9 protein-coding genes are annotated in these 12453 nt (G+C 62.5%); 8 read left to right on the plus strand and 1 reads right to left on the minus strand.

What is annotated here, in order from left to right:
- The first annotated feature begins 29 nt into the window (after positions 1 to 29).
- The 4 genes from ACN9MU_RS14365 to ACN9MU_RS14380 all read left to right on the plus strand — a co-directional run bounded on the left by ACN9MU_RS14365 (position 30) and on the right by ACN9MU_RS14380 (position 3798).
- Positions 30 to 1331, plus strand: a complete 1302-nt coding sequence (locus ACN9MU_RS14365) for a GDSL-type esterase/lipase family protein (RefSeq protein WP_426337503.1) — start codon at positions 30 to 32, stop codon at positions 1329 to 1331.
- A 4-nt stretch (positions 1332 to 1335) separates the two neighbouring features.
- Positions 1336 to 2082: a GDSL-type esterase/lipase family protein gene (locus ACN9MU_RS14370; RefSeq protein WP_426171559.1), complete on the plus strand. Its 747-nt coding sequence runs from the start codon at positions 1336 to 1338 to the stop codon at positions 2080 to 2082.
- The gene (locus tag ACN9MU_RS14375; protein ID WP_426337504.1) at positions 2079 to 3002 is read left to right on the plus strand and encodes an alpha/beta hydrolase; all 924 of its coding nucleotides are present in this window, start codon (positions 2079 to 2081) and stop codon (positions 3000 to 3002) included. The genes ACN9MU_RS14370 and ACN9MU_RS14375 overlap by 4 nt, the downstream gene beginning before the upstream one ends.
- A gap of 115 nt (positions 3003 to 3117) precedes the next feature.
- On the plus strand, positions 3118 to 3798 hold the full coding sequence (locus tag ACN9MU_RS14380) for a DsbA family protein (protein WP_426337505.1): 681 nt from the start codon (positions 3118 to 3120) through the stop codon (positions 3796 to 3798).
- Between the two features lies 1 nt (position 3799).
- Here ACN9MU_RS14380 and ACN9MU_RS14385 read toward each other — a convergent pair whose 3' ends face one another.
- Complete coding sequence (locus ACN9MU_RS14385; protein WP_426323173.1) at positions 3800 to 5932, minus strand: beta-galactosidase; 2133 nt, start codon at positions 5930 to 5932, stop codon at positions 3800 to 3802.
- A 233-nt stretch (positions 5933 to 6165) separates the two neighbouring features.
- On the opposite strand from ACN9MU_RS14385, the gene ACN9MU_RS14390 reads away from it, so the two are divergent.
- The 4 genes from ACN9MU_RS14390 (at position 6166) to ACN9MU_RS14405 (ending at position 12309) form a co-directional block, all read left to right on the plus strand.
- On the plus strand, positions 6166 to 7575 hold the full coding sequence (locus tag ACN9MU_RS14390; protein ID WP_426323175.1) for a cellulase family glycosylhydrolase: 1410 nt from the start codon (positions 6166 to 6168) through the stop codon (positions 7573 to 7575).
- The gene (locus ACN9MU_RS14395) at positions 7572 to 8672 is read left to right on the plus strand and encodes an acyltransferase family protein (protein WP_426337506.1); all 1101 of its coding nucleotides are present in this window, start codon (positions 7572 to 7574) and stop codon (positions 8670 to 8672) included. Before ACN9MU_RS14390 ends, ACN9MU_RS14395 begins: the two co-directional genes overlap by 4 nt.
- 70 nt (positions 8673 to 8742) lie before the next feature.
- A complete protein-coding gene (locus ACN9MU_RS14400; RefSeq protein ID WP_426337507.1) occupies positions 8743 to 10992 on the plus strand; it encodes a glycoside hydrolase family 3 C-terminal domain-containing protein in 2250 nt (749 codons plus the stop codon).
- A 108-nt stretch (positions 10993 to 11100) separates the two neighbouring features.
- Entirely contained in the window at positions 11101 to 12309 is a 1209-nt protein-coding gene (locus ACN9MU_RS14405; RefSeq protein WP_426344768.1) for a helix-turn-helix transcriptional regulator, read from the plus strand.
- The last annotated feature ends 144 nt before the right edge of the window (positions 12310 to 12453 follow it).

The raw sequence follows: 12453 nt of genomic DNA on the forward strand, positions 1-12453 counted from the left end.
GGCTGCAAAATCAGGTGATGAGGAATTTCATGCACCTATTCGCAGGCCTCACCCTGGCCGCGGCATCCGGGGCGACGCTTGCCGCTGAGCGCGAACTTATCCTCCACGGCGCCAGCACCTTGCCGTCCTGGCGTGTCACCATCGCGGGGTTCGAGGGGCCCGGGCAGGTACTGCAAGGTGATGCCGTCACGATTCCCAAGCCAGCGAATTCGCAGGTGCCCGGCGGTTCGGTGGGGGCGCACTCAGGCGAAGTGGCAGGCGTGCCCCAGGCACTCACCTTGCTATGGAAGGACGCCTGGTTTGCAGGCCTGCGGTTCGATGGCGCGTCGGCGCTGGATTTGCGGGCCTACGCAGCAGGCGGTACGCTGGAATTCGACCTCAACGTGCTGGACCTGGACCAGGGCGGCATCTATTTCAGCATGCGCTGCGGCCAGGAGTGCTACCGCAAGCTGCCTTTCGTAGCGGCGGCGCGCAGCATGCAGGGCAAGGGCTGGCAGCATCTGTCGTTCTCGCTGGCCTGCTTTGCGCGGGCCAACGATGACTTTGGCAAGGTGCCGGTTCCGTTTGCGCTGGAGGCGAACGGCAGCGGCCAGGTCGCCGTGGCCAACGTCAAATTCGTCAAGGGAGGCGAGCCGAATGCGGCCTGCCCGGATTACCGAACGCAGGCTGTGACACCGGAGCCGCTGTCCCATGCCTGGGCCTTGCCCCACTGGCTGCCGCGTCACCAGTTGAAACTCGAAGAAAACCACAAACTGAAAGAGGCCGGGAAGAATCCGCAAGTGGTCTTCATCGGCGACTCGATCACGGAAGGCTGGGAAAAGGCCGGCAAGCGGGTGTGGCAGCGCTACTATGCGAACTACGATGCGGTGGCCCTCGGCTTCGGCGGCGACCACACGGAGAACGTGCTGTGGCGCTTGCAGCACGGCGAAGTAGACGGCCTGGCGCCGAAGGTGGCAGTGCTGATGATCGGCACCAATAATGCCGGCGACCGCAATGACGAGCCCGAGGCGGTTGCGGCCGGCATCAAAGCCATCATCGATGATTTGCGCAAGCGTTTGCCTGAGTCGAAGGTACTTCTGCTTGCGGTGTTCCCGCGCGAAGAGCAACCGGCTGCGTTCCTGCGGCGGCTGAACGACAAAGTGAACACCCGTATCGCCGGATTTGCCGATGGACGCCACGTATTCTTTGCCAACCTCAATGCATCCTTCCTGAATCCCGACGGCACGCTGTCGCGCGAGGTGATGCCGGACCTGTTGCATCCAGAGGAGAAGGGATACGAAATATGGGCGCGCAGCATGGAACCGATCCTGCAAAAACTGCTAACGGAGTAGGCACGTGAACAAATCAAAGACGATGGCATGCTTCGCCGGGGCGCTTGTGTTGTGCGCCAGCGCTTCGCAAGCCGCCTTCGCGGCCGCATGCGCCACCACGGCGGCGCCGCGCGCGGTCGAGTATCCCTGGATGTCTGTTGAGCGCTGGCGCCAGATGCATGCCGAGCAGGTGGTGCGGGCGGCGAAGGGCGACATCGACGTGATGTTCCTTGGCGATTCATTGACGGAGATGTGGCCCAAGCCGCTGTGGGAACGCAATTTCGGCAGCCTGAAAGCCGCCAACTTCGGCATCGGTGGTGACCACACCGGCAATGTGCTGTGGCGCTTGCAGGAGCCTGCAATCGCCGGCATCAAGCCCAAGCTGGTGGTCCTGATGATCGGCGTGAACAACATCAACCTTTGCAAGGAGCGCGCCGACGACGTGTTCAGCGGCATCCTGCTTGTCGTGGCAAGGCTGCGCGCGCAGTACCCGGCGGCGCGTATCCTGCTCAACGCCGTGCTGCCGGAAGGTGCACCGGATTCGGACGAACGCCGCCGCATCCTGGCGCTGAACCAGAAAATCAGGACAATGGACGATGGCAAGACGATCTTCTTCCATGATTACGGATCGCGATTCATGGATGCCGATGGCGTCTTGTCGAGGGAACTGCAGCCGGACCTGTTGCATTTTTCCGAGAAGGGCTACGGCATCCTGGCCGATGCGATCCGCCCCGATATCGAACGCTTGCTTGGGAAGGCGGCGCGCCCATGAAGCGCCGGTTCTTCCTTGCCTCCGCAGTGGGCGCCCTGGCAGGCGAGGCGGCGGTGCGCACGCTGCATGCAGCGCAGGCCTCCGACGATCCGGAACTGCGCGGTACAGCCAAGCCAGGCATCGCACTGGCGACGGACGACGTTGCCGCTTTCCCGGCCCCGCCAGCTGGATTCGATGACGAGCGCTCAGGCATTGCGCGCGGGGACGTCGTGGAGTTCAGCTACGCGTCGGCGGTGACTGGCACGCGGCGCAAGGCGCGCGTCTACCTGCCGCCCGGTTATTCCGGGAAACAGCGTTACCCCGTGCTCTATCTGTTGCACGGGATCGGCGGCAACCAGGACGAATGGCGTGGGTACGTGCGCGCCAATGTCATCCTCGACAACCTGCTGGCCGATGGTGCCGTGGTGCCGATGATCGTGGTGATGCCGAATGGCCGTGCGCTGGCGGATGACCGCGTGCCGCCTGCGGAGAAAACCTTCACGCCGGAGCATCTCGCCGGCTTTGCGCAGTTCGAGCGCGACCTGCTTGAATCCTTGATTCCTGCCATCGATGGCGCCTATCCGACCATGGCGGAACGCGGCAAGCGCGCAATTGCCGGACTGTCGATGGGCGGTGGCCAGGCCCTGAATTTCGGCCTTGGCCATCTCGATACGTTCGCCTGGGTTGGCGGTTTTTCTTCGGCGCCGAACACGCGGGCCGGCACTGAATTGCTGCCCGATCCCGCCGCGGTGGCGCGCCGCCTTCAACTGCTCTACCTCTCGTGCGGCAAGAAGGACGGCCTGATCGGGACCTCGCAGGGCTTGCACCGCTACCTGCGGCAGCACGGGGTCAGGCACGTCTGGCATGTGGACGAGTTTGCGCACGTGAGGGAAAGCTGGGCAGAGAACCTGGCCCACTTTTCCAAACTGCTTTTCCGTTAGCAGCTGGGACCGGGCGATTCGCCCGCCCTGTGCAACAGACTGTGTACCAGAAGTTCATATATCCGCGCGCCTTGCGCGAATAGAATCGGTGCTCCATCTTCAAGGAAGCACCGCAATGCAATCTGCCAGGTTGAAATACATATTTGATCCGCTCTGCGGCTGGTGCTATGCCAGCGCGCTTGCGTTGGAAGCCCTGTCCGAAGCGTATCCGGACCTGCTGGAGCTGATGCCCAGCGGCCTGTTTTCCGATGCGGGCGCACGCGTCATGACGCCGGAATGGGCGCACCATGCCTGGAGCAACGACCAGCGCATCGAGGCCATGACCGGCCAACCGTTCAGCGCCGCCTACCAGCGCAACATCCTGCAAGGCCCGGGCACGCGCTTCGACTCCGGCGCAATGAACCGCGCCCTGACGGCAATCCATGCGCTTGACCCGCTGCTTGAACCCTGGGTGCTGCGCCGTTTGCAGTGGGCGCGCTACGTTGACGGCCTGGACACTTCGAACGCCATGGTTGTGGCGGCGGAATGCGCCCGCCAGGTCGCAGGTCTCGACGCCATCGAACTTGCCGGCCGCCTTGAGCATGACGCCGAACTGGCGCTACAGGCCACGGCCCGCATCAATGCAACACGGGACCTGATGCGTCGTGCGGGCGTGAACGGCGTGCCTGTCTTGCTGCTGCAAGGCGGGGAGGGCGAATACATCGTGAGCGGGGCGGCACTGTATGGGGACGGGGCGGAGCTGGTGAGCGGGATTGCACGGCTGCTGGCCGCGCCGTCCCCGGCCCGGGCCCGCTAGGTCAGCGGCCTTCTTCCACGATCGCCAGGTCCCATGGACCGAGATACAGTGTGTCGTCCGCCTTCACCTGGCGCGACGTCAGCAGGTCGGCGCCGGGCTTGTACTGGTACTTGAAGTTGACCGGCGCTGCGGAATAATTGAAGTAGTAGCGCACGTTGCGGCCGAAATCGTTGACGCCCTTGCGCGTGTGGACCTGCGGCGGCAACTGCTGGTCGGGACCGGCCAGGCCGGCCTCCCGCACCGCCGCCTGCAGCACTGCCTTCTGCAGCTTGTCAGACAGGTAGGTGCCTTCATAGGTCACCTTGCCGGCGCCGTACTGGTTCTGCGTGATGGCCGGCCAGCGGCCGAAGAAGTGGTGGTCGTAGTAGGCCAGGGCTTTGGCGGTATCAAGTTGCAGGAACTCGGCCCAGTACTGCACCTTGTTGTCGCCGCCGGCATTGTATGGATCGCCTTTCAGCGTCAGCGGTTGCGCGAGATTGGAGAACTCCTGGTAGTGGAAACCCAGCGCTTCGCGCAGCGGCCCGGGCGCCATGGTCCAGCGCACCGCCGTATTCTCGTTGGTGAAACCGCTCTTGAAAGTCATCACCACATGGCCGCCTTTGCGGATGTACTCCGAAATGCGCTTCAGCAGCGCATCGTCGGCCACGTACAGGGCCGGGACGATCAGCAGCTTGTATTGCGAGAAGTCCTGCACTTCAGGGAAGACGAAATCGGTGCCGACGTTCATGTCGTACAGTGCGCGGTGCATCTGCCTTACCAGGCTGCCGTAATCAGCCTTGCTGCCGTCGCCGCCCCATTGCGAATTCTTCGCGAACGGCATGTCGTTCAGCGCATTCAGCGAGTCGCGGCTCCAAAGGATGGCAACGTCGTTCTGCAGCTTCAGGTTCACCAGGCGCGGGCCGATCTTCTGCAGCTCGCGTCCCGTGTGGCTGATTTCGGCGTAGGCGCGGTTGGGTTCGAGGTCATGCGAGAGCACCCCTTTCCAGTAGGTCTCCTGGTTGGCATGGATCGAGGACCAGTGCCAGTATTCGACCATGTTGGAGCCGTTGGACAGGTGGGTGTAGACGTCTTCACGGAACTGTCCGTCATACGGCGGGTACTGGAATGAGGAGCTCCAGTCGGTCGACTGGGCATTGGTTTCCGTGACCAGGAAGTTGTTGCGCTTGAGCGAGCGGGTGAAATCAGCCTGCAAGGTCTGCTCGGCGCCATTATAGTACTCGCGCTGGCCCCAGTGATAGATGTTCACGGCCGGCATGTCGAGGGCGGCCGACACGGCTTCCTCGTTGACGTCGGCGTGCATCGAGCCGGCAAAATCGTGCGTGACGAACTGGCGCGGCGAAGCGTTCTCGCGCACCAGCCTGGCTTGCCAGTGCAGGAAGTTGGTTACGCGCATCTGGCCCCAGCGCGACCATTCCAGCTTGTAGCCCGTGCTCTGGGCGCCGTCCGGGCGCGGCAAGTCGGTCCAGGAATGCAGGTCCTGGCCCCAGTAGTTCAGGAACCAGGCTTTGCTCAGGTTCTCCGGCGTGCCGAATTTCTTCTCAAGGTGGTGCTGGAAGCGTACAAAGACATCCTCATTGGCCGCGCCATAGCTGCCGGTCTCGTTGTCGACTTGCCAACCGATGACGTTCGGGTTGTCCTTGTAGCGGCTGACGATCTTGCGGATCAGGCGCTCCGCGTAGAAGCGGTAGGCGGCCGAATCGGTGTTCATGTTCTGGCGCATGCCGTACATATTCTGTGCGCCATTGAACTTGCGGGCCAGGATTTCGGGGTTCTGCCTGGCCATCCAGGCTGGAATGGAGTAGGTGGGCGTGCCCATGATGACCTTGATGCCGGCCTTGCCCATGGCGTCGACCACGCGGTCCATCCAGGCGTATTCGAAGCGGCCATCCTCGGGCTCCCACAGGCTCCAGGTCGATTCACCCAGGCGCACCACGTTGAAGCCCGCGGCCTTCATCATTTGCACGTCCTTTTCCAGGCGCTCCGAAGGCATGTATTCATGGTAGTAGGCGGCGCCGTACAGGATGGTCTGCAGTGGCGGAACGGCCGTGGCGGGCGCTCTGTCGGCCGCCATGGCGCCGGTGGCAGCAGCGAGGGCGCAGGATAGTGCGCTCGCGAGCAGGGTGCGTTTCAGCATCGATTATTCCTTGGTTTTTTGACAGTGCCCCATTGTGCATAGCGACTGGCTGTGCGGGCAATGGCTTGCATGGAGGCTGTGCAATTTCATATTCCGCATTGGCGGTTTTTGCAATTGCGGCGCCGGGTTGCAGCTTCCACAATGCGTCCTATAAGAAAGCTGGTTGCCAACACTCCCAACCGCCCACCCACGGAGGAGACGCCGTGCGGGCACCTTCAAGGAAAGGTAGAACAATGAAGCCTGTGTTGATCAAGACCGTTCTGTCATTGGCGCTGTGTGCGGCGCCGTTTGCGCAGGCGCAGAATTGCGGCAGCGGCGGCGGCGCCACCGTCTGCCTGAGCGCCAGCGGTACCGGTAGCGACGTGCGTTTGAGCTGGACTGTCAGCGGCAGCGTGAGCGGCCTGCAGGTGTATCGCGACACCGACAGCGATCCGAATGGGCGCAGCCGGCTGGCGGTGCTGGGCAAGACCGCAACCAGCTACACCGACAGCAGTGCAAGCCCGGGGACGGTCTATTGGTACTGGGTCAAGTTCAGCGCAGGCGGCGGCAGCTTCAACTCGGGTACGGCGCACGCGGTGCGCGTAGGCGTGATGCGCAATATGACGAGCATGCAGATGTCGGGGCAGATGGCGCCGGGATGGAACCTGGGCAACTCGCTGGAAGCGACCGGTTCCTACGTCTGGGGCAGCACCAATTTCAACGAAACGGCATGGGGCAACCCGAAGGCCAGCCAGGCCCTGTTCAACAGCATCAAGGCGGCAGGTTTCAAGAGCGTGCGTATTCCGGTTGCGTGGAAACAGTATGCCGACGCCAACGACAACATCAGCCCGCAATGGATGGAACGCGTGACGGAAGTGGTCAACTATGCCCATAACGCGGGGCTGGTCACCATGATCAATATCCACTGGGACGGCGGCTGGATGCAGCCGACCTATGCCCAGCAAGGCGTGGCCAATGCGCGGCTGACCAAGTTCTGGACCCAGATCGCCAACAACTTCAAAAACCACGACGACACCCTGCTGTTCGCCGGCACCAATGAAGTCATGGTTGACGGTAACTACAACCCTCCGACTACCGAATACTGCGACGTGCAGAAGGGTTTCAACCAGGCCTTCATTTCCGCAGTGCGGGCTACCGGCGGCAACAACAGCAACCGCCACCTCGTGGTGCAGGCATTCAACACCAACATCGATAACTCCATCAGCTGCAATGCGACCATGCCAAGCGACTGGGTGGCCAACCGCATGATGATGGAGATCCATTACTACGATCCGTACGACTTCACGCTGGACGCCAACAGCTCTTCGTGGAAGTGGGGCCAGGCCGCCAACCCGTCGGGATGGGCCAACGAATCCTACACCGATGGCCAGTTCCAGAAGATGAAAACCGGCTTTATCGACAAGGGCGTGCCGGTGCTGATGGGCGAGTATGCCGCCATCCTGCGCACCGAATACGATCCGGCCGGAACTTACCGCAAGCTGTGGGACCAGTACATTACCCGTGCATCCTTTACGCGCGGCATCGTGCCGATGTACTGGGATAACGGCTACGCCGACAACCATCAGATGGGCCTTTTCAACCGCAGCACCGGTGCGCAAGCCTTTCCTGACGTGATCAGCACCATTGTGAACGCCGCAAGATGAAATCGCACTACCACGTACTGGACGGCTTGCGCGGTACCGCTGCTTTCAGCGTGTTCGCCTTCCACATCCTGGAGATGCTGGTGCCAAGCCTGGAGCGGAATCCGATGCGGCATACGCATCTTGCAGTGGACTTCTTCTTCGCGTTGTCCGGTTTCGTGTTGGGCCATGCCTACGATGGCCGCGGCTTGGCGCCGGCGCAATTCTTTGCGCGGCGCCTGGTCCGGCTGCATCCGATGGTGGTGGTGGCGATGGCGGTGGGCCTGCTTGGCTACCTGCTGGACCCGTTCGTCGGCGATGCCCAACAGGTGGGCGTGGCGCTGTCGCCGGGCCGCCTGGCGCTGACGTTCTTGCTTGGCCTGCTGCTGTTGCCAGCGGCGACCCTGCCCAATTATTTCGGCGAGACGCACCCGGTCAACGGCCCGTCTTGGACCCTGTTCCAGGAGTACATCGCGAATATCCTGTTCGGGCTGTTTGCGGCACGCCTGGGGCGCCGCCTGCACATTGTCCTGTGCGTGGCCAGTGCGGGGGCACTGCTGTGGACCGCGAAAAAATTCGGGAACCTGGGCTTTGGCTGGGGCTGGGACCACTTCTGGGTGGCGCCGGTGCGCCTGGCTTGCTCCTTCCTGCTTGGCTTGCTGGTCTACCGCATGCGGCTGCGCATGGCGCTGCCAAGCCCGTTCATTGCATTGTCGCTGCTGCTGTTGCTGGTGTTTGCGGCGCCCGGCTTCGGCGCGGCCAACTGGCTGTTTGAGGCGCTGGCCGTGATCGTGGTCTTTCCCCTGGTGCTGGCGGCCGGCGCCGGCTCGCGTCAACCGGAAGGCCGTGCCGGGATGGTGACGCGCCTGGTGGGCGAGCTGTCCTACCCTGTCTACATTGTGCATTACCCGTTTATTTATGTTTTTGCGCACTGGAACTGGTCGACGCACCCGTCCAGGCCCGAGCTGTCGATAGCCATCGTTGCGATCTACTGCGGCGTGCCCCTGTTTGCACTGGCGCTATCGCGCTGGTACGACAGGCCGCTGCGCGCCTGGCTGTCGCGAACCTTGTTTGAACGTCCGGCAGGCCAAGGCCAGGCGAGCGTTCAGCCGATGCTGTAACCTGTAGTCTCCTCTACCTTTTCCGGTAGTTTTCGGGGCGGCCAAAGCCGCCCCTTTTTTCGAGGAAGCGATGAAATTGAAGAAAACGATCAGTCTCCTGTCCGCCGCAGTGGCAATGTGCTGCGGGACCGCGCTGGCCGCGCCTGATGGCAAACCCTGGATGAATACGCAGCTGGGCGCGGCGGAACGCGCCAGCCTGGCTGTGAAGGAAATGACGCTGGATGAAAAACTGAAGCTGGTCTTCGGTTACATGGGCGCGGACATGGAGCACAAGAAGTACAAGCGCCCCGAGGAATCCCACGTGCAATCGGCCGGCTTCGTGTACGGCGTGCCGCGCCTGGGCATTCCCAACCTGTGGGAGACCGATGCCGGCATCGGCGTGGCGAGCCAGGCCGGCCCGCACGCGCGTCCGGGTACCGCGCTGCCGTCTGGCCTGAATACTGCCGCCACCTGGGATGTGCAGACCGCCTACGCCGGCGGCGCCATGATCGGGGCCGAGGCGCGCGGCTACGGCTTCAACGTATTGCTGGCCGGCGGTGTGAACCTGATGCGCGACCCGCGCAACGGCCGCAATTTCGAGTATGGCGGCGAAGATCCGCTCCTGGCCGGCAAGATGGTCGGCGCCCAGATCAAGGGCATCCAGTCGCAGCGCGTGGTTTCCACCCTGAAGCACTTCGCCCTGAACGACCAGGAAACCGGCCGCACCACGCTGGACGTGAAGATCGACGACCAGTCGGCCCGCATGTCGGACCTGCTGGCCCTGCAGATCGCCAAGGAGGAGGGCAATCCCGGCGCCGTCATGTGCTCCTACAACCGCGTCAACGGTGTGTATGCCTGCGAAAACACCTACCTGCTGACCGAAGTGCTGAAAAAGGACTGGGGCTTCAAGGGCTGGGTGATGTCGGACTGGGGCGCGACCCACAGCACGATCCCGGCCGCCAATGCGGGCCTGGACCAGCAATCCGGCATGCCGTTCGACCTGGCCGACTATTTTGGCCCGCCGCTGAAAGAAGCCGTGATGAACGGCTGGGTGCCGCAAGCCCGCCTGGACGACATGGCGCGCCGCGTGCTGCACGCCATGTTCGAGCACGGCGTGGTGGACCACCCGGTGAAGGCTGAACCGGACAAGATCGAGTTCAATGCCCATGCCGCGGTGTCGCTCAAGGACTCGCAGGAGGGCATGGTACTGCTGAAAAACAGCGGGGCGGTGCTGCCGCTGGATAAATCCGTCAAGCGCGTAGCGGTGATCGGCGGCTATGCCGACAAGGGCGTGCTGGCGGGCGGCGGCTCGTCGCTGGTGTACCCGGCCGGCGGCAATGCGGTGCCGGGCATGGAACCGAAGACCTGGCCGGGCCCGGTCATGGTCTACCCGTCCTCGCCGCTGAAAGCGATCCAGAAACGCCTGCCGTCGGCGACCGTTTCCTTCAACGACGGCGCCGACAAGGCCGCAGCCGCCAGGCTGGCGCAGGAAAGCGACGTGGTGCTGCTGTTCGCCACCCAGTGGACCGGCGAAGCCTTCGACGTGCCGAACCTGTCGCTGCCGAACAAGCAGGATGAACTGATTGCGGCGGTGGCCGCGGCCAATCCGAAAACCGTGGTGGTGCTGGAGACCGGCGGTCCGGTGACCATGCCGTGGCTGCCGAAGGTGCCGGCGGTGCTGGAAGCCTGGTATCCCGGCACCAGCGGCGGCGAAGCGATTGCCAGCGTGCTGTTCGGCGAAGCCAATCCTTCCGGCCACCTGCCGGCTACTTTCCCGGCTTCGGAGGCGCAGTTGCCGCGTCCTGCGCTGGACGGCTATCCGGAAGTGGAGAACAGGCGTTTCGAGGTCAGCTACCGCGAAGGCGCAGCAGTCGGCTACAAATGGTTCGACCAGAAAGGCCTGAAACCGCTGTTCCCGTTCGGCCACGGCCTCTCCTACACCGAGTTCGGCTTTTCCGGCCTGTCCGCCGGCGTGAAGGGCGGGATGCTGCAGGTCTCGTTCACGGTGAAGAACACCGGCCGGCGCGCCGGCAAGGAAGTGGCCCAGGTCTATGTCGCGCCGCTGAAGGCAAAGTGGGAAGCGCCCAAGCGCCTGGCCGGTTTCCAGAAGGTCGACCTGCAGCCGGGCGCCGAGGCCAGCGCTTCGGTCACGGTCGATCCGCGCCTGCTGGCCATGTACGACTCGGCCAGCAAGACCTGGAAGGTCGCCAAGGGCGACTATAAGCTGATCCTGGCGGCCGACGCGGCCGAGGCGGCCGACAACAAGGCGCTCAGCACGGTCGTGCACCTGGAGGCCGCCGCCTATGATGTGAACGGCAAGCCACTGCACCCGGCACGCTAGGGCGGGGCGGGGCGAACGTGCCCCCCTTTCACTGGTTGAACTGTTATGATGCAACGAGCAAGCCCGGCAAGAGGTGTTGCAGAGAGACAGTTCAACCATCCTTAGACAATGCAACAGTTTTTCAAAAAAGCGCTTCTGGCGCTGATCGGCCTGGTCATTGCGGACGCATTGCTGGCCTTTTTCATGATCTACAAGAGCTACCTGTCCGTCCCGCTGCTGGCAACGTCCAGGCCCGGGGCTGGCTGGCACTACATAACGAATTCGGATGTGGAAATTGGCGGCACGTCGACCGTTCGTATTCCCGACCGCCAGCGCGAGCAATTGCGCGTCGAGTTCAAGCTGACCGAAGTCGGCAAATACCCCTTCGCTTCCGCCGGCATGGCGATGCACGATGCGAAAAGCCGGCCGGCCCTGGTCGACTGGTCCAAGTACTCCGACGTCACTTTTCTTGCCAAGTGCAAGCCGGCGAATTCCATGGTGTTCGGCATTTCGACCTTCGATCCCAAGATTTCCAAGGTCGGGGATTACCTGACTTACCGCTCTCCCGTCACTTATTTTTCGTGCAATGAACGCGGCGTCCCGGTCTCGCTGGACCTGACCAGGCTGGCCATCCCCGATTGGTGGTTCTACCAGGTCAAGCTGGACCTGTCGCACCAGGGTTACGACCTGAGCAAGGTTTCGAAGTTCGTGTTCGGGTCCAGCAGCCAAAGCCCGCTGAATCTCGACTCCTACCTGGAGGTCAGCGAACTGATGCTCAATGGCCGCGACTATCGCTACATCGCGGCGCTGGTGCTGCTCCTGCTGGCGAGCTGGGTGGCATTTGCCTGGGCCTTCTTCCGCGCCCACGCGCGAGCGCTGACCGCCAGCCTGAATTCGAGGATGAAAAAAGACCTGCCCCTGGTCGCTTATCGCCAATTAACCCTGGAGCCATATAAAGATAAGGAAAAGGCAACGGTGCTGCGTTATATCGCCACCAATTACACCGATACTGAAATCGACCTGGAATCGGTGGTTTCTGCCACCGGAACCAATCGAAACAAGGTCAACGAAGTTTTAAAAACAGAGCTCGGCATGACATTTACGAGTTACCTGAATAAACTGCGGCTGACGGAGGCGGCAAGGTTATTGGCGGAGAAAAGCGGCGCCGCCATCGCTGAAATTGCCTATTCGGTGGGATATTCAAACGTTTCCTATTTTAATAAGCTGTTCAAGGAAGAATACGGCTGCACGCCCAAATCCTTCCGTTCCCTCGCGACCCAGCAGGATTCCCCCGCCGAGCCGGTCCCGGCCGAGATTTCCGGTAGCGAAGCCGGCTGATCCACTTGCACTCCCAGCAGAACTAATCGCAATTTCTGCATTTTGCTAGAAATTTCCCGCCTCGCGCTACCGTGCGGTTGCGCGCTCTCCCTATCCTAGTGCCCATGGTAGCTTAGCTTCCGCTAGCCACTGCGCTGCGGCAAA

The organism is Pseudoduganella sp. R-32 (assembly GCF_049913245.1).
In the GTDB taxonomy this organism is placed as follows: Bacteria; Pseudomonadota; Gammaproteobacteria; order Burkholderiales; family Burkholderiaceae_D; genus Rugamonas.